This is a genomic window from Methylocystis rosea SV97 (assembly GCF_000372845.1).
GTDB classification, from domain to species: Bacteria; Pseudomonadota; Alphaproteobacteria; order Rhizobiales; family Beijerinckiaceae; genus Methylocystis; species Methylocystis rosea.
The window spans coordinates 1,322,919-1,341,291 of the sequence record NZ_KB889963.1 but is presented as its reverse complement, the minus strand read 5'-3'; the positions used below and the strand labels follow the sequence as shown (position 1 = coordinate 1,341,291).

At 60.0% G+C, this 18,373-nt stretch carries 13 protein-coding genes; 7 read left to right on the top strand and 6 right to left on the bottom strand.

All coding sequences use genetic code 11. From position 1 onward, the window contains the following. Nucleotides 1-386: 386 nt before the first annotated feature. Nucleotides 387-1,406 carry a patatin-like phospholipase family protein gene (locus A3OO_RS0107000; protein WP_018407122.1) on the bottom strand — a complete coding sequence of 340 codons (1,020 nt, stop codon included), beginning with the start codon at nucleotides 1,404-1,406 and terminating at the stop codon, nucleotides 387-389. Between the two features lie 379 nt (nucleotides 1,407-1,785). Here A3OO_RS0107000 and A3OO_RS0106995 point away from each other — a divergent pair, with 379 nt between their 5' ends. Next, nucleotides 1,786-3,387 carry an alpha/beta hydrolase gene (locus tag A3OO_RS0106995; RefSeq protein WP_040573696.1) on the top strand — a complete coding sequence of 534 codons (1,602 nt, stop codon included), beginning with the start codon at nucleotides 1,786-1,788 and terminating at the stop codon, nucleotides 3,385-3,387. Nucleotides 3,388-3,459: 72 nt separating this feature from the next. Here A3OO_RS0106995 and A3OO_RS0106990 read toward each other — a convergent pair whose 3' ends face one another. The 3 genes from A3OO_RS0106990 to A3OO_RS0106970 form a co-directional block, all read right to left on the bottom strand. Continuing rightward, nucleotides 3,460-3,789 carry a hypothetical protein gene (locus A3OO_RS0106990; protein ID WP_018407120.1) on the bottom strand — a complete coding sequence of 110 codons (330 nt, stop codon included), beginning with the start codon at nucleotides 3,787-3,789 and terminating at the stop codon, nucleotides 3,460-3,462. Nucleotides 3,790-3,939: 150 nt separating this feature from the next. Continuing rightward, a complete protein-coding gene (locus tag A3OO_RS0106985; protein WP_245257125.1) occupies nucleotides 3,940-4,962 on the bottom strand; it encodes an AI-2E family transporter in 1,023 nt (340 codons plus the stop codon). Between the two features lie 787 nt (nucleotides 4,963-5,749). Beyond that, nucleotides 5,750-6,073, bottom strand: coding sequence for a hypothetical protein (locus A3OO_RS0106970; RefSeq protein ID WP_018407116.1), 324 nt, complete (start codon nucleotides 6,071-6,073; stop codon nucleotides 5,750-5,752). Here A3OO_RS0106970 and A3OO_RS0106965 point away from each other — a divergent pair. Continuing rightward, a complete protein-coding gene (locus A3OO_RS0106965) occupies nucleotides 6,072-7,097 on the top strand; it encodes an adenylate/guanylate cyclase domain-containing protein (RefSeq protein ID WP_018407115.1) in 1,026 nt (341 codons plus the stop codon). The genes A3OO_RS0106970 and A3OO_RS0106965 overlap by 2 nt on opposite strands. Nucleotides 7,098-7,353: 256 nt before the next feature. Then, on the top strand, nucleotides 7,354-8,382 hold the full coding sequence (locus tag A3OO_RS0106955; RefSeq protein WP_245257124.1) for a hypothetical protein: 1,029 nt from the start codon (nucleotides 7,354-7,356) through the stop codon (nucleotides 8,380-8,382). Between the two features lie 81 nt (nucleotides 8,383-8,463). Here the strand turns inward: A3OO_RS0106955 and A3OO_RS0106950 are convergent, their stop codons facing one another. Beyond that, nucleotides 8,464-11,493 carry a bacteriophage N4 adsorption protein A gene (locus A3OO_RS0106950; RefSeq protein WP_245257123.1) on the bottom strand — a complete coding sequence of 1,010 codons (3,030 nt, stop codon included), beginning with the start codon at nucleotides 11,491-11,493 and terminating at the stop codon, nucleotides 8,464-8,466. Between the two features lie 315 nt (nucleotides 11,494-11,808). On the opposite strand from A3OO_RS0106950, the gene A3OO_RS0106945 reads away from it, so the two are divergent. The 4 genes from A3OO_RS0106945 (at nucleotide 11,809) to A3OO_RS21275 (ending at nucleotide 16,863) form a co-directional block, all read left to right on the top strand. Continuing rightward, nucleotides 11,809-11,964: a hypothetical protein gene (locus tag A3OO_RS0106945; protein WP_156824775.1), complete on the top strand. Its 156-nt coding sequence runs from the start codon at nucleotides 11,809-11,811 to the stop codon at nucleotides 11,962-11,964. Nucleotides 11,965-12,164: 200 nt separating this feature from the next. After that, the gene (wecB, locus tag A3OO_RS0106940; RefSeq protein ID WP_018407110.1) at nucleotides 12,165-13,241 is read left to right on the top strand and encodes a non-hydrolyzing UDP-N-acetylglucosamine 2-epimerase; all 1,077 of its coding nucleotides are present in this window, start codon (nucleotides 12,165-12,167) and stop codon (nucleotides 13,239-13,241) included. Between the two features lie 117 nt (nucleotides 13,242-13,358). Next, nucleotides 13,359-14,816 carry a glycosyl transferase family protein gene (locus A3OO_RS0106935; RefSeq protein WP_018407109.1) on the top strand — a complete coding sequence of 486 codons (1,458 nt, stop codon included), beginning with the start codon at nucleotides 13,359-13,361 and terminating at the stop codon, nucleotides 14,814-14,816. 313 nt (nucleotides 14,817-15,129) lie between these two features. Beyond that, nucleotides 15,130-16,863, top strand: a complete 1,734-nt coding sequence (locus A3OO_RS21275) for a CHASE3 domain-containing protein (protein WP_018407108.1) — start codon at nucleotides 15,130-15,132, stop codon at nucleotides 16,861-16,863. Nucleotides 16,864-16,933: 70 nt separating this feature from the next. On the opposite strand, the gene A3OO_RS0106925 is transcribed toward A3OO_RS21275, so the two are convergent. Then, on the bottom strand, nucleotides 16,934-18,373 hold the full coding sequence (locus tag A3OO_RS0106925; RefSeq protein WP_018407107.1) for a SagB/ThcOx family dehydrogenase: 1,440 nt from the start codon (nucleotides 18,371-18,373) through the stop codon (nucleotides 16,934-16,936).

The window sequence follows — 18,373 nt, the reverse complement described above, 5'->3', positions numbered from 1 at the left end:
ACAGAAGACGACGCTCCACGCTCCTGCCGGACGTAAATGCATTAAATGGACCCGGACATGGAATCCGCGGCACGGAGTCGCGCGACGCCGATGCGTCCAATGGCGATAGAAAATACATTGGCCTGGGAATTAGCGGCCGGCTGATTTCGATCATCGGTCGGAACCAACCAAGCCTTTCGGGCGAAACGGACAAACAAAGGGGCCCGATCGGGCCCCTTTTTAATATCAGCACAAGCACTTTTCTGATTGCCGCATGTCGCGGATCGCCTGATCCAGCGTAGCGTCGACATCGATCGCCGTAGCCTCCTCCCTTGCGGCGCGCCGACGCCTCTGGCGCACGAGCCGCCAAAGGGCTGATCCTGCTGACGCCAGCAAAGCGCATCGCGTCAGACCCGCTCCAATAACTCATCAAGGTCGAGAGTCGAACGTGCGCCGACGTCGCGCTCATGCCGATCAAGGAAATCTTGCGCCGACCGGCGACCTTCGTCGCGCAGCATGCAAAGAAAATCCCATTCGGCGATAAGCTTCGAAGACGCGCTCAGCTCCGTCATCATCTCGCTCGAGATCCGATGCATGCGCATGCCAGCCCAGCGTGAGCCCTCTCTGTCGCCGGGATTGGCGGCGCGGCGCAGCAAGGCGATCATGCGGAGCTCCTTGAGCAAAACCGCGTTGAACGACACCTCGTTGAGGCGATTCAGTATCTCCGTCGCCGACCGCGGCGTGCCCTTGCGTTCGATAGGATTGATCTGGACAAGGATTGTGTCCATCGATTCACATTCGCGAACCAGCGGCGTGATCGTTGGATTGCCCGAATAGCCGCCGTCCCAATAGGCTTCCCCGTCAATCTCGACGGCCTGAAACATAGTTGGCAGGCACGCCGACGCCAGAAGCGCGTCCGGCGTTACATCCGCGTTTCTAAAGACGCGGCCGCGGCCGCTCGAGACGCTTGTCGCGGTGACGAAAAGCTTTATCCGCGCACGCGAAAGCCGCTCGAAATCGACGGTTTCGGCGAGAATCTCCCGCAGCGGATTGACGCCCTTCGGATTGAGGTCATAGGGCGAAAATAGGCGCGACATGATGTCGGTCGCGACAAAGATAGGGGAAGCATCCAGCGTCCAGCGCCCCATCAGGACGTCGACAAGATTGCGCTGCAATGGACTGAGTCGCGCCGCCTGCGAAACACGCCGCCAGAAAAGTTCGAGCGCCGCGCGCGCGCCGTCCGCCCCGCCATCAACATGGCCGCTGATGAGCGCCGCCGCATTCATAGCTCCAGCTGACGTGCCCGAAATGCCCTCAATCTGGAGCCAGGGTTCCTCCAGCAGACGGTCGAGAACGCCCCACGTATAGGCGCCATGCGCGCCGCCGCCCTGCAAGGCGAGATCCACGAGAATCACATCGCGCGTCATATCCGCTGGCCTCCACCTTTGCGTCAGTCAGACCGAGCAGGCCGGAGTCCAACCAAAACGGCCCTGCGCTTCATTCGTGTCCAAATCGTCCGATCGATTTATCCGCTGGGTTTGGGTCCGAAATAAATTATAGTCTGTGTGCGAAGCCTCGATTGGGCAAGCAGCTTTTGCGTGGAGTCGATTGTATAAGTCTGCGCGATCGTGAAAACTGCGCTTGCCGCTGTTTGCGGGAGAAACCGCATGTCGGGCGCGGCGCATTAACGTCGCTTCTTCATCTAGTCGCTCTAGATGCTCGGCTCACCTGCAGGGGCGGCGTTTTGATGCGGATGTCAGTTAACAGATTTACAGTGTGCCGGTCGAAGCATAACGGGGATGCATGATGCTGGGCATGGCGCTGAAAATGGCCAAATGGTTTTTGGCGTTGCTGAGCCTTTTCGTCGTTACGTTTTTCGCGGTGCGAATATACAACTCTCAGCGCGGACTGCCGCTTGATGTCTGGCACACTTACGTGCCGCAAGAGTTGAGCAAGACAGAAATCGACGCCGCCGATTGGGAGGCCTATCTCGAGGCGGAGGGGAAAATATTCGCTTCCCTGCGCACCAACGTCAGCCAGCAGTTGACGCCAGAGGAACAGGTTCCCTTCAATCGCTATTTCGACGGCAGTCCGGTCTACCCGGGACATTTTGCGCGGGATTGGAACCGGTCTTATCTGCTCGAACCCGCAGGACCGCCAATCGGCGCCGTCGTTCTCCTGCATGGATTGACGGACTCGCCATATAGTTTGCGCCATATTGCATCCCGCTACCGTGATCGCGGCTTCGCGGTGGTCGCGATCAGGCTGCCCGCGCATGGCACAGTGCCCGCGGCTTTGACCAAAGTGGAGTGGGAGACATGGCTGGCCGCGACGCGTCTTGCCGTGAGAGAGGCGCGGCGGCGCGCGCCTGAGCCGGCGCCTCTGCAGGTCGTCGGGTTCTCAAACGGCGGATCGCTCGCGGTGAAATATACGCTCGACGCGATCGAGGATAAGCGTCTTTCTCGGGTCGACCGTCTGATCCTGATTTCGCCGATGGTCGGAATTACGAGGTTCGCGCGTTTTGCCGGTCTGGCTGGACTGCCGGCGATGTTGCCCGCCTTCGCCAAGGCGGCTTGGCTCAGCGTGCTGCCAGAGTTCAATCCATTTAAATATAATTCCTTTCCCGTGAATGGCGCCCGCCAATCCTATCTGCTGACGGATGCGCTTGGAACGCAGATGTCGCGGGCGCGTCGAGAGGGTCGATTGACCGCGCTGCCGCCAGTTCTGACGTTCCAATCGGTCATGGATTTCACTGTCAGCACGCAGGCCGTGCTTTCCGGGCTTTACGATCATCTGCCGGCGAACGGCAGCGAACTCGTCCTGTTCGACCTCAATCGCAACGTCAAATTCGGTCCGCTGCTGCGCGCCTCCGCAGAGTCCGCGCTCTCCCGCATCGTGCCGCCTCGCGTCAGGGATTACCGTCTAACGGTTGTGACGAACGCCGGCGAGGGCACTGAGGACGCGGTCGAACGCGTCGTTGAGGCCGGCGCAACGGCCGAGCGGATCCAAGCGCTGGGGCTACAGTATCCGAAAGGCGTGTATTCGCTCTCGCATGTCGCATTGCCCTTCCCGCTCAGCGACTCTCTTTATGGCCTGACGCCGGATGAAACCGAGAATTTTGGCGTTCACTTGGGTTCGCTGGCGCCGCGCGGCGAGCGCGGGACGCTGATCGTCAGTCTGGACGCGCTCCTGCGCATGTCGTCGAACCCATTCTTTTCCTATATGGCGCAGCGCATCGAGGAGCATCTTCCGGCCCGGCCAGACGGCGACGGAACCGAGCAAGGCGGAGCGCCCGTCCAACCGCCGCCTCAGGCCGCCCCGCCGCCGCGTCGCCTCCCCAGCGCAGCGCCCGACACTCCTGCGGCGCCAAGTGGCGACCGGCCCGCAAAAAAGCGCTCGCATCGTTGATGCGGCGGGGTCCGTTCGACATCGTCAAGAAGCGACGAGCCAACCCGGCCGCGAACCTCGTCAAGCGTAATCCTAGGACCGCCTCACACGCCGCAGGAAAAGACGCCCCAGCAGTCCGATGAGATAGCCGCCGATCGTGATCGCCAAATAGACGACGATCACGAAGGCCCAGCGGTCGTTTGAAGAGGCCACTCTGCGGAATACATCCGTCAGGTAGTTTAGATCGATGAACCTGTTCGCGAACAGCCCGCAAGCCACGGCGAGCATGGGCGCGATCCACCACGGAGCCCTGAAATAGCCCAGCAATATGGCGAGCAAAAATACGATCAAACCGAAGATATGCAAAAACTCTAAGAAAATCGCTTGGGAAAGCAAGCCCATGAATCGGATCAGCCAAAGCATCTGACGCCTCTTAGCGCGAATTCATTTTATCTTATCCGAATTCGGCCGCGGCAGCCATCTCGTTCCAGGCGCGCGCGGCCGAATCCTCCAGCGCGGGTCAACGCGGCGGGAAGAGACGTTTCAAGCGAAGCGCCAAAGCCCCCGTGCGGCTCACGCCGTTTGCCGGGTCGAACCCCCGCGCCGCCCGCCCGACAAAATCTCCGCCACCCATCGGGTCGAGGGGAATTGTTCGCAGATCGTCAGAGCTGCGATCGAAAGCGGGACGCCGAGAAACGCTCCAAGCGCGCCCCACAGGAAAGTCCACAGAACAATTGAAAAGAGGACGATCGGAGGCGAGATCGAGAGAGCCGATCCCGAAAACACCGGCTCCAGATAGCTCCCGATGATGAACTGGATGACCGACACGCCCAAAAAAACGAGCAAGGGCGCTTCAAAGGTTCCGAACTGAACGAAGGCGAAAAGCGGCAGAAGCGCCGTGACGATGAAGGAGCCGATGTAGGGCAGGTAGTTTAGCGCAAAGGCCAGCACGCCCCATGCGCCGGCCATTTCCAGATTCATGAATTGAGCAAATCCCCATACCGCAAGACCTGTCGCGATGCTGGCGATCGTCCGAACGAACATATAGGTGCGAAATTTTTCGCCGATCTTCCTGCCGCTTTCAAGCAGGCGCCGGCTTGTCTCCTGATTTTCCAGCGCTGCAATTCGGGACTGAAAGGCATCGGTTTCCGCTAGTCCCAAAATCACATAGACGAGCACGATGACCGCGAAGGCGAGAACTGTGTTCACTCTCACGGCAAGTATGTGAAGAAGTCTGATAAGCGACGCGGTGTTGAAATGTTCCGCAAAGAGCGTGAAGACAAAAATGTCATGCTCTTCGAGCCACGATGTCGATGTCATCGCCGTTTCCTGAATGCGGTCGAGATTCTGTCTGACCCATTCCAGCACCTCATGGCCGCCCCAAGCGATCAGAGAAAAGAGCGCCAGGATCACGGCGGCCGTCATCGCGACCGTCACGCTCAAAGCGATGGTCTTCCCCAATCTCGCCTGTATGGCCTTCTGCAGGGGCCAGGCAATCGCGATGATGAAGACGGCAAAGGCCACGGGCTCAAGGACCGCCTGCCCGAGCTTGCAGGCGGCGAGGACGATAAAGAGGATCACGGCAACGGAAGTCACGTTCGTGATGCGACTTTTTTCCATAGTGATCCTCTTGCCATCAGACGCGTTGTCGGTCGTCAAAGATAAGACGGCGAGCATTTGGGCGTGGCTACTCTGACGGTCAAGTTTATGAGCCGGTCAGTTGGCGTTGCAAGCGGCCATTTGCAATGGCGCGCGACTGATCGCTGCGCGGGGCCATTCGCGGCCGCGCTCGCATATGACTGTTTTGGCGCTGACCCGAGCCGGCGCGGGCTCGTCAACCCCGCCATCCGGCGCCGACGTCAAAGCCGGCGCGCAGCGATCGCTAGGGCTCTGCTCGGAAAGAATGAGCAGAGCCCGGAAAAGTAACCTCTCTCGCGATCTTCCTTGCCGTGAATTGGGCTCTACAATTTCAAGGGGCTTAGGGAGGGCGACGCCAAAACAGCAATTTTGGAGATTTGCCATGAGGACGACCTTTCCCCGAACATGTGCGCTCTCGCTTATTTTTTCTGTGACTGTCTCGGCTGCGATTGCGGCGCCGGTTGGCGCCGTCATCTCGGCGTGCGATCGGATGCACGGCGCAGGGCAAACCTGCAATTATGGCATCAAAGGCAATTCTTTGGTCGGATGCACAAACGACGTCGTCTTCGAATGCCCCGCCGACGGGAGCCGCCAATGCACTGGCTCGAAAAACACGAGCGGGAAATGCAACGAAGACGGTACGGCCGCGCGGGTCTCTACCCTAAAGGGCAATGATCTCTTGGACTCGCTTCATGCGAAAGATCTTCACCAATCCAAGTAGGGATTCTCTCGACCAAGGAGTCCCTCAATAAAGGACTCCCTCAATAAGAGAAAAACGCTCCGCGCGTGCATCCGGGCTCGGGGCGTTCTCTACTATCCTGAGATTAAAAAATTGATAGGGGTCGAGCTCGACCCGAGCGATGCAGCGCAAGCGCAGCGGATGGCGCTCCCCGTAGATCTGCGCCGAAATTTTAAATCGCGTCAGGCGCGCCCTGCGGCAAATGGCCAAGGAACTTCGGCACTTGCGTCGGTTGCGTGTCGAAGATCGGTCCAGAATTGCGCGGACCAATTTGCGCGTGCGATAACGGCGGCGATCGGCGCCCACCAGCTCGGATTGAAAGAAGCTCATGGATCATTCGCGCAATCCCGGATCTCCGCTCCCTCTGAGGCTGGCCAGAGTCTTACTCGGGCTGCTGAACGTCGCCCTGCTCATCGCGCTTGCGCTCGTCCTGCTCCCGCTCGTCACGCCTTATTTCAAGCATGCGGGTTCATACCGCTGGATTGAATATGTCGAAGTCTTCGACGCGCGGATGATCCGGCGGGTCAAGTCGCTCATCCCGACCAACTTCAAGGGCTATGAGCTGGTGCGTTGGTTTATCGTTGGCGGACTTCTCTTCGGGCGCATGTGGGTCGACAGCTTGCGGCGCAAGATTACGACCACGATCTACCGCTCGACGGTGCAGCGTGACTTCGAGGCGCTGCAGTCCGCGGCGCCGGCCGACGCGCGGGTGCTTGCGCCGGTCAAGGAAAAAATGAAGACGATGGATGCGCGCAACCCCAAGAGCCGCGCGGAGTTGCTCAAGGTCATGGGCGACGCCAAACGTCAGTTGGAGTCGATGGGCCGCGACCTCGCCTTTCTTTCCATCGACGTCGTCGACTCGACCAAGATGAAGCTCGGCGAGGACAAGACATTTATCGAGCACGATTTTCGTGAATACAAGGACCTCGTCGACAGCAAGCTCCGCAGCAACGGTTCGCTGAAGGCGGCGTGGACGCCCGACGGCGTCATGGCCTGCTTTCCCTCGATCGACGCAGCGCTGAAAGCCGCCAAGGAAGTGATCAGCGGTCTCGACGCGTTCAACGCCAATGTGAAGATGATCAAGTCGAATTTCACCGTTCGGTGCGGCATCAACGCCGGGCACGTTTATTACGACGAGCACACGCCGATGGAGGAAATGAGCGACCGCGTCATCGATATCGCCGGCCATATGCAGAAATATGCGCTGCCAGGCACCATCGCCTGCGCGAAGCAGATCATCGAGCCGGTGCAGCAGCGCGGAGGCTTCAACGACGCCGGCAAGGTGGTGGACGGTTACGAGGTCTACCAATGGACCCCGGCAAGCCGTTTGCAGGACGAGCGGGCGGTTTCCTAACGCAGCCTCAAAGCGTGCGATGGGTTTGGCGCGCTCAACGATCGCTTGATGCGACATACGCGAGCCGCGAAACCGAGCCGCTTCCGTCGGGCTCATGCGCGAAATCGCCTGTGGCCCGTTCGCTCGCCCTTATTAAGCCTAGCCGTAGAATCTTAAGCCTAGCCGTGGAATCCTCATCGCCGATTGGCAAAGTTGAGTAAGTTGCGGTCTCGGAGCGTTGCGTGTGCGAGTGGGGGCCATCCGTGGCTTGGCTTAAATGAAATGGGCTTTTTTGCTGAGATCGATCGCCCTGGCGTCGATCTCATTGGCCGACGCCGCCGCCGAGGATGCGTCGACGCGCTCGGAAGCGACCAGGAACGCTCCCATCTCCGCGCTGTCGGCGAAGCCGACGATGATCAATCCAGGTCAGGCGGCGACTCTGGCGTTTTCCGCAACGAACGCCGACGTCTGCACGGGTTCGAGCCGCCCGCGCGATGCGAACTTTGTGGTCCGTGAATTGTCGGGCACTGTCGTCGTGCGGCCCGCCCGCACGACGACCTATACGATAAAGTGCAAGAAAGGCGCAGCGTCCACCTCACATCGCGCTGTCGTGACGGTGACGCCGGAACGCATCATCCTCTCGGAGATTTTCGACCGCGCGGTTCCTCACGCGCCTGAAACCCGGACTCAAGATGGCGAGCTTCTCGCTCACAATTGGAAGTCCGTTTATCACGGCTATGGTTCGAACTCGGTCGCTCGCCTGTTCGATGGCCAGGCGCTGGCGATACGCCCGAAGGAGTCAAATGCCGCGAACGAAACGCATGCCGGGCTGATCAGTGGGCCGCATCCGTCTTGGCCCGTCGACGTCAAGGGCAATTTGACGATCGAGGCTTCTCTGCACACAGAGCAGCAGTTGCGTCGGCAGAGTGCGCCAAATCCGTGGGAAGTGGGCTGGCTTTTGTGGGACTACGCCGACAAAACCCATTTCTATTACTTCATCCCGAAGCCGAACGGCTGGGAGCTGGGCAAAGCGGACCCCGCTTATCCCGGCGATCAGCGCTTCTTGGCGTCGGGAACCCGACCGATTTATCCGATCGAAAATCGATATGTCGTCAAGATTGTTCAGGCCGTCACCCCGACGTCGACGACGATTTCGGCATTCGTCGACGGCGTTCTCTTGACCACCTTCATTGACCGAGAAAGGCCCTATTCGAATGGACTCGTCGGATTCTATTCCGAGGATGCGGCAGCGTATTTCCATTCGGTCGTGGTGACGATTCCTCGCGCCGTAGCTGCTTTGAAATAGGGACGTTGCCGCAAAGTCGAGTTCTGGGCGGGAACACGTCGCGCTATGCCGGCGTCAGAGGCGACCTCCGGATGCATGGGGTCAAAAGGAAATTCCGATTGTCGCGTTGAGGCCGCCTTGACGGCGACTCTCCCCGAAGGGGAACAAATAGCCAATTTGTGCAGTCAAGATGCCGTCAAAGGCGCGATAGAAGTCTCCGCCCAGCCATGTGCGCGCGACCAGCGCCGGACCTGCCCCAAAGGCAAATCGGCGGGTGTCCGCGCTATCATATGTCGCCATGCCCATTGCAGCCGCCCCGAGCACGACGCGCGAGTCAGCGTCCCAGTAGGAATAGCCAAGCAAACCCACCGCGTTCTGCAGATACCGACGCTCGCCGGCCCTGTAGGTGCCGTAGGTCGCAAAGCTCGTCAGCGGCTGCCATGTCGTCTCATGGGGATAGCTTAGATCCGTCGGTTCGATCGCGCCGGCCGCTCCCGCGCTTGGGGCGCTCGAATAGGCGAATCCGCCGTAGCCATAGCCCCATGACAAGGCCAGCTGATTGAACGGCGCGTTTCGCGTGAAATAGTGCTGCCACTCAGCGCTCACCGAGAAATTTATGCCGTCGAACGGACGCAAGCGCAAACCGAGCCGCGAATAGCTCTCGGTGAAGCGCGTCTGGTCCTGGGACCAAAAGCCGCCGATCAAACCCTCGAGGCCGAATATGTACGGCAGGAAGCGACCATCGAATCGGATGACCGTTTCAAAGCTCGGCTGAAGCTGATGCCCGCCCCAGCGTCTTGGACGATCGGCGATGCTGTTGAACACCACATTGGTGCGAATGCTCGCATCCGACTCGACAACCTGCGTTCTGATCACATCTCGATCGCGGGGCGGCCGGGCGCTGAGTGAGGGATCGCTCGACCAGCGGTCGAGCGCTTCCCGAAAGAACTGCGACTCTTTTGAGCGATCGACATAGACGCTCGCATAGCCAGCGTTCAGCAACACTTCGCCGCTGCGCTCGACCGCGAGGCTATTCTCAAAGGCATCGACGGCGGCGGCATATTCCTTTTGACGCGCATAAAACTGGCCAAGCGTCGACCATCCGGCGGCGTAGCCGGGATGCGTATGCGCGAAGTTGACGAGCTCGTCGCGCGCGCGCATCACGTCACCCTGTGTTTCATATGCAGACGACCTGGCGATGGCGATTTCGAGTTCGACCGCCACCCTTTGCGCTGCGGGCAAATCTCCCCGGTCAAGCGCTTTCACAAAGTCCGCAAGCGCGCCGGGGCCGTCTCCGAGCGTCTTCCGAAGATAGGCCCTTTGCGCATAGGCTTGGCCCGTGGCCTTGCCTCGTGCGATGAGCGCGTTTGACGCCCGTAGCGCCTCGTCCGTGTGGCCAAGCCCTGCGAGCGCGGCGATCGTCACGCGAAAAACCGCCTCGTCGGCTCGGGGGAAAGCCTCGGCCGCCCGGCCATAACGTAAGGCGCTCACCCAATCGCGAGCGGCCAGAGCCTTGAAGGCCTTTTCGGCGACGAGCGTGTAGCGCGCCTCATCGAGCGCCCGAGCGACATTGAGCTTCTGATCGGCCGGAAGTTCGTATTTCAAGGCCTGCTCGAAGTCTGCGGCGGCGCCGCTCACATCACCGGCCTGACGACGCATGAACCCGCGCTGCGCGAGAACCCCTGGGCTGTCCGGCACGGACGCCAGGAAGCGGTTCGCTTCCGCAAGCGCCTCGGCTTTGCGCCCTTGGCGAAGAAGCGCCGTCAACAGGAGGAGAACAGGCTCCTCCGCTTTGGGGTCGAGACTATGCGCCTCTCGGGCCGCACGCACAGCCTCGTCCGGCCGCCCGACTTTTAGCGCGTCATAGCCGCTGTTGAGCGCTTGCTGCAGGGGCGTCGCCTGCGCGCCGACTGGCGAACCGCCCGATTCTTTGGCGCGTTCCGCCTCCGCAAGCGCTAGTTTTAGCCTCTTCGCTTGCGCGGGCTCGAGAGCCGGCTGAGCGAGCGCAGCCCGGAAGTCCGCAATGGCGCCGGGCAGGTCTCCAATCGCGCGGCGGCTGTATCCGCGCTGCGCGAGCAATGTCGAACTCGGCGTATTGTCCTTGATGAACGAATCCGCTTCTTCGACCGCTGCTTTAGCCTGCCGGGATTTGGTCAACGCCGTCATGAGCGCAAATAGCGGCGCTTCGGCGTTTGGATATTTGGCGCGAAGGACGCGCGCCGCCTTCACCGCACGCGCGTAGTCGTGTTTCGCGATCGCCGCGTAAACCACTGCGAGTTCGGCTTGCACGATGCTATCCTGCTCAGCCTTCGTGGCTTCTGCGAGCGAATTGCGTAATGTTAATGTTTCGCTTGGCTCAATGTCGGGCGCGGCGAGCGCGGCTTCGAAATCCGCCTCCGCGCCTTTCAAGTCCTGCATGGCGCGACGCAAATATCCTCGCTGCGCGAGAAGACGCCCGCTCGGCTTGTTCTGCGAGATATAGCGATTCAGCTCGTCGAGAGCCGCCTGCGCCCTGCCCTGTCGGCTAAAGGCTTCGGCGATAAGCCGGACAGGAGCTTCCGCTTTTTCGTCCAGTTTGCGCGCCGCTCGCGCATTTTCTATGGCCTCATTCAGCCGAGACCCGTTGAAGTCCTTATATGCCGCGCTCATCGCAAGATCGAAGAGCGCGACATTGACTGCGGCGGCCTGCTCTTGGGTCAGCGCGCCGCTGTCTCGTGCGTTGCGCAGATCCGCCTCGGCGCCGGCGACGTCCATGAGTCGTTTGCGCAGATGACCGCGCTGGGCGATCAGCGCCATCGAATGCTTATGGCTGGCGACAAAGTCGTTGATGACGTCGACCGCCTCGCCGATTCGTCCCGATTTGTTTAGAATGTCGGCCAGCAGGCGGACGGGCATCTCGTAATCGGGCGCAAGGCTTCGTGCCCGCTGCGCGTATTTGAGTGCGCCATCGTAATCACCCTTTGCCAGACGCGCGAACGCCAGGGCAAGCTCTTGGTAGCCGGGCTGGCCCGGCTGTGGCGCCTCGCGAACGCCGTCGTTGTCTCCAGCACGAGCAACGACCGGCGTTATGGACGCGAGCGCCAGCGCCAAAAAGAGGATTGTTGCGCAAGGCCTGCGAAAAACGCGCCCCACGATTGCGCTCCATGTGCTTTGCAGAAACGGAATTCCGACATCAGATTCTTCAAACGCGTCACGCGAATCAGGCACTAAACATATTGTTTTTATTAACCTAAATTGGTAGCAAAGCAAAATCTTGGCGAAACGTGTCTCAGAATGCGACGGCGCGGTCTCTTTTTGGGTCGCCCCGGCGTCCATCCACTTCCTAAGATAAAATGCCGCCGTATGCTGGTCACGGTGAAACCAAGCGAAAATCTATACTTATGCGCTTCGCCTTCCGTGGCGCTCAGATTGGATGGGCCTGGCAAGCTAAATGCAGGAAGAAAGACAATGCAACTTATGGTACTCATCCTCGTATTGTTTACATTTATTTCCATCGCCGGCTTTATTGGGGCGCTCTTTTTCGGCACAACGGGAGCCGTAGCACTGACGGTGCTAGGTTTGTCCGTCTCCTTTATCGGGATTGCCTTCTTTATCGGACGCTGAAGATGTCCAATTGTTTAGCTGAAGATGTCGAATTGTTCATTCGACAGATCCATTCTCTTCAAGTATACAGCTCGCTACACTGAATAGCGAGCAGGGCTAAGATGAACGGATTGACGAGCATCAAGAAAATCAACCTTCGCCCAAGTAAATCAAAACTTTGCTGTTTATGCATCGTGGGGACGCGGCCCGAAGCTATTAAGATGGGGCCTGTCATCGCCGAACTCGATCGTTCGGACTGGGCCTATCCCTATGTGGTGACGACCGGCCAACACGCTGATGTCGTCGAAGGAGCTCTAAAGGATTTTGGCGTGGCTCCTTCGCGCCGGCTGAACCTCGAACGTCGAAACGGCTCGCTTAACGAGCTGTTTGGCAAGGTAATGGCCGAGATAGATCGCGTGATCGACGAAGTTCGACCTGACTGCGTCATCGCGCAGGGCGACACGACGTCGGTTGCGGTGGTGTCCCTCGCCGCTTTTCACAAGAACGTGCCCTTCATGCATATTGAGGCGGGGCTCCGAACGGGAAAACTCAACGATCCCTATCCGGAAGAACTCAACAGACGAATCGCCGGACTGACTGCGGCGATGCATTTCGCGCCGACCGCGACGTCGCTCGACAATCTCCTGCGTGAAGGCGTCGTTCCTGGCGACTGTCTCGTCACGGGCAATACGGGCATTGACGCCTTGCTGCAAACCGCGGCGCACCAATTGCCTGCCCCGAAAGACTTTCCGAATTTGCCGAGAGTCATTCTCGCAACGGCGCACAGGCGGGAGAGCTTCGGGACGCCTATTGAAGACGCGCTACGGGGCATAAGGGCGGCGGTCGACCAGCATGACGACCTCGGGGCGTTTTTCGTCACGCATCCCAATCCGCGCGCTCATGAGCCGGCGCGCCGGATTCTTGGCGACCATCCGCGCATCGTGGTTTCGGATGCGATCGACTACGCCGACATGGTCGCGGCGCTGAAGAGATGCTGGGTTGTCGTCACGGACAGCGGCGGCCTCCAGGAGGAAGCGCCCGCGCTGGGAAAACCCGTCCTCGTGCTGAGGAATACCACCGAACGGCCTGAGGCGGTTCGCGCCGGAGCGGTTCGCGTGGTCGGCACAAACACCGCCTCGGTGTCGAGCGCGATCTCTCAGCTGTGCGACGATCCGGAGCTATACGCACGCATGTCGGTCCCGGTTTTCCCTTATGGCGACGGCCAGGCGGCAAAGCGGATCGTCGCCGCGATGCGTGCGCGACTGGTGCGCTCAGTTCCAGCATTGTCGGCGGCCTAGGCCGCTTCAGCGCTTCGCTTCGCCATGCCGCCCACAACGCGGCATGGCGCACAACAAGATGTCCGACGCGCGCTCGATCTGCCGAACACGCGAGGCTGAAGAGCTGAGGGACGACGGATGTTTGACCTGACGGACGCCACGGTCGCTTATGTCAACGCGCTGGTTGGACTTTTCCTTGTTTTTGGCGTCGCGATTATTCTTTATAGCCTCGACGACGTCGTCGTAGACGTTCTCTACTGGGCTATGAGAATTTCAGGAACGATCCGCGCCGAACGATCTCAGCTTTCTGAACAGGCGCTGCTCGAACAGCCTCAACGCCCTCTCGCGGTCATGGTCCCTGCCTGGCGCGAAGAGGCTGTCATTTACGAAATGTTGAAGACCAACGCCGTCCATTCCGCGACGACGGTTTTTTTCGTTGGCGCCTATCCGAATGATGCGGCGACTCAGCGGGAAGTGCTCAGGGCGGCGGCGGAACGCCCAGAGAATATCCGTCTCGTGATCGGTCCGCATGACGGGCCGACGACGAAAGCCGATTGCCTCAATGCGATCATCGCGGAAATCGGCGAATATGAGAAAACCGCAAACATAAAGTTTGAAGGTTTTGTGCTCCACGACAGCGAGGATGTCATCCATCCGCTGGAATTTCCGTTGTTCAGCGCGCTGATCGCCACCTTCGATTTCATCCAGATCCCCGTATACTCCTTTCGGCGCACGCTCCTTCAAATGACGGCGGGCACCTATATGGATGAGTTCGCGGAGTTTCATAATAAGGATCTGTTTGTCCGGCAGCGTCTTACAGGCGTAGTTCCGTGCGCCGGCGTGGCGGCCTGCTTCAGCCGCAGAGCGATCGAAGCTCTGAAGTCCTGGCGTCGGGGCGAGGTGTTCGACCCCATCGCTTTGACGGAGGACTACGACGTCGCCTTCGCCATGAAGTCGCTTGGCCTGAAAGCCGCGTTCGCTCTCAATGAGGCACCCTATACGCTCGATATTCCGCGGGGCGCCGATCAGGTGCAACGGATCGCGGAGCCGCTTGCGATCGCGACGAGAGAAAACTTTCCGAGCGACTACCGAGCCGCCTACCGCCAGCGCGCACGCTGGCTTCTGGGAATCGGGTTCCAGGGAGCCTCAAAGCTCGGCTGGGGAAACACGCTGACCGAGAAACTCTTTTTTCTACGCGATCGCAAGGGCATCCTGTCCGGCATCATCGCCGTCGTGGCTTATTTCCTGGCTTTCAACGCTATCGCGATCCTTGTCCTTGGAACTTTGAGCGAAGAATGGCGCATCGCCGGCTATGCAATGCTCGACCCTACACTGCGGGTAGTGTTCTTCGTGAATATCCTGTTGCTCATCAACCGACTCGTTCAGCGGATGATCTTTACGAGGTCGATCTATGGGTTCGGCCAAGGGTTGATGGCGGCGCCGAGGGTCGTTTTCTCGAACCTCATTAATTTCTCCGCGGGGTTGCGCGCGCTCTATATTTTCGTTTGGCGCCATAAAGCGCGTGGGGAACCGCTGAGTTGGGACAAGACGAGCCACACCATTCCCAATCATAATGTTGAAGCGGCTCAAACTTGAATTGAAGCGTCTGGAGCGCACGGCTTTTGATCGGGGCCGTGACAAGCCAGTCCCCTTTTTTCAAAGATAACGTTACGCATAATACGGAAGGACGGCGCGCGGGCCGGGTTGGGCATTTTGACAAGGACTGCTCTTATGTAAGTTAATGGCGTCGCCTGTATGGCGAGGTCCTGGAAAATGACGGTAACGGTTACGCTTCCGAAAAAGGCCGTGTCATGGGCCATCTTCGGATGTCTGGTCGCGGCGATCGGCGGCGCCGCCATCTCGCTTCAAAGACAGGTGGCGGCAAACATGGGTCGAGCACACGCTTTATGTGCGCACGGCGCTTCTGCAAACCCTCTCCACCCTTCAGGATGCGGAAACCGGCCAGCGGGGGTTCTTGCTGACGGGCAACGAAATTTTCTTGGAGCCCTTCCGTAACGCCGATCGAACCATTGGCGAGCGTTTGGGCGCCTTAGAGCAGGCTGTCTTCGACAACGAACAGCAGATGCAACGACTGAAACGTCTGCGTTCCGTCGTCGCAGACCGACTAGTTGCATTACAAAAACGCATCGAAGAACGCGGCGCGACGCCGGACGCGACGTTAGCCGATCGTCTCAAGGTCGGAAAACGTCTCATGGATGAGGCGCGCGGCATCATCGCCGAAATGCTCGCCGAAGAAGAGCGCCTTTTGACGACGAGAAACGCCGAAATGCGTTGGACGGCGACGTTGACGCAGATTGGCGTTGCAGGCGCTCTCCTGTCAGCGGCTCTCCTGGGTTGGGCGACCCTCAAAGACCGACAGAGGCAGGTCGCCGAACTTCAGACGGCCAATGTCGCGCTTCGAATTGCGCTCAAGCAGGCGGCCGAGGAAAGCGAGCGGCGGGAGCGCGTGGAAAGCCAACTCAGGCAAGCGCAGAAAATGCAAGCGGTCGGGCAGCTTACGGGCGGCTTGGCGCATGACTTCAACAATATGCTTGCGGTCATCGTCGGATGCCTCAACCTCCTGAAGCGCAAGATGGCGCGCGGCGAGATCGACAAGGATAGCTTGATCGACAAGGCCATGGAGTGCGTCGATCGCGCAGCAGCTTTAACTCATCGCCTCCTCGCCTTTTCGCGTCAGCAGCCGCTCGCGCCCCAAACCGTGGACGCCAATAAGTTGGTGGGCGGCATGGCGGAGATGATCCGGCGCACCCTTGGCGAATCCATCAGTGTCGAGACGGTTCTCGCGAGCGGGGTCTGGCGGATCCACGTCGACCCCAACCAACTCGAGAGCGCGATATTGAATCTGGCGGTCAACGCCCGCGATGCGATGAACGACGAAGGCAAGGTGACGATCGAGACCTCGAACGCTTACATCGACGACCACTACGCGCGGGAACACGCCGAAGTGAAGGAGGGTCAATACGTATTGGTCGCCGTCAGCGATTCCGGAGCCGGCATGCCGCCGGAAATTATCGCACAAGCCTTTGAGCCGTTCTTCACCACCAAAGGCCCTGGCAAGGGAACTGGGCTCGGCCTCAGTCAAGTGTTCGGTTTCGTCAAGCAGTCGGGCGGACACATCAAAATCTATTCGGAGATTGGCCAGGGCACGACGGTCAAGATTTATCTGCCACGCTTCGTTGGCGAGGGAGAAGTCGCCGGTCCAAGGCGTGAGCCGAGCGCTGCCGGGATGGCTTTCCGAGGTTCACCAGAGACGCTCATCCTCGTCGTCGAAGATGAGGATTGGATGCGGAGCATCGCGGTCGCGATGTTCCAGGATTTGAGGTACAGCGTGCTCGCCGCAGGGAGCGCCGCCGAGGCGCTTGCGCTTATAAACGCCAATCCTGATATCGATCTGCTATTCACGGACATTGTCATGCCGGACATGAACGGTCGCGCGCTCGCGGAAGAGGCGCTGCGCCGTCGCCCCGACCTGAAGATTGTGTTTACTACGGGCTTCTCGCGAAACGCCGTGATTCATAACGGCGTGCTCGATCGCGGCGTAAATTTCCTGCCAAAGCCATTCTCGATCGAGCAGTTGGCGCAGAAGGTCGGCGCTGTTCTTGGAGTTATGGAGACCACCTGAAGGCGCCCCCGACGCTGGTCACTGGACGATTCCTGACCGCCGATCTGTCAGTCGCACTGGCGACGCGCGGTCAATCGGCGAGCGGCGTTGAATCGCTTTGAACGCCGCGTCCGATTGCGACCTGGCCGACCGACCCTTCAACGTGAAACGCGAGGCCCGTCATCTTCGCAAAGAGGTCGATATCTCCGACGCCGACCGCGCAGGCCCCGATCTCCATCTCCGTGGCCATCAGATAGAGCGTCTGCATCAGCACGCCGACGTGTTTCAGAACGAGCGCATAGGCGAAGCCGCTGTACTTCCAGGACACGCGGCTAAAACGCGCCGACATTGTAATGAGGATTTGCGGGACTGCCGGCGCGCCCATGGCGAATTGCGCGTCCTCCAGCATGGCCGTGAGCCAATGCGCGTTCGTCTCGATCAAAACAAGAGCGTGCTGGTTGGCGTCGTAATGATAGAAGCCGCGCGCCAGACCCTCACATCTGTCGACGGCGAGATAGAGCTCCAATTCGTAGCTCGCGCCGCCCGACGGATAGGGGCGAGGGGCGACCTCTGACTCATCCTCGTCTTCGTCAGTTTTTCGCTCTCGCGATATGATTCGTGCGGCGCCGTCGAGGAGCCGCGCCACCTCCGTCAGCGTGATCGGGCGCTGCTCATCGAAGACGCGAATCGAGCGTCTGCGCCGCAGCAGTGTCGCAAAGGCCGAAGGCGGCGCCGTCTCAAGCGTCTTCAGGTCGATCGCCGGCCCCGGCCAGCTCGGCCGTACCGCGGGCGGCAGCGCTGCGAGATGCGCGTGGGCATAGATCCCGCCGGAAGGATTGGCGTGACGCCCGTTCGTGCTGCGGCTGTGGAACAGCAGATCGTGGAAATCCCATAAGATGAGATCGTCGTCGCCTTCGGCCGCGCGAAGCGCTTTGTCGGCGCCCGGACCGGGCGTGAACAGAATCTGGCTATCGAGGAGCAGCGCCAGCAGCTCGGCTCCCGAAAAGTCGGCCAAGGCGCAAAGCTCTCTCACCGTGCGCGCCTCCGACAGATGCGCGATCATTGCTGTAACGCTGGGATCGCACAATCGGAAAAGCGCCATGGCGCGCGGCGACTCGAGCACCATGTCGGCGCCGCGCCGCCGAATATAGGCGAAGCGCGACAGCGCCAGAGCGCGATCCTCGTCGAGTTCGATCATCCGTGGCGCATAGTCGCGCATCTGCGGCTCGACGACGATGAGATCGGGACCGTTCGGCGCGCGCGCCAGGCGATATTCCACGAGTCCGTAAAGCGCCAGCCTTCGGACGAGTTCGCTCATCTCCCCGTTTCGCTCGCCATCGAACGCCACGCCCGTGTCGAAGTCGGCGGCGCGCTCTGTGACATCGGCGCCAAACTTTCCGAACTCCACGCTCCGACCATCGAAAAGGGCCGTGAGCCCGCCGGCGGCGTTGCGCTCAAGCGCGACGCCAGGATTGAGTCGCGCGAAGAGCCGTGCTGGCGGCGGTGGCGGTTGGGACGTATCGCTAGGCAA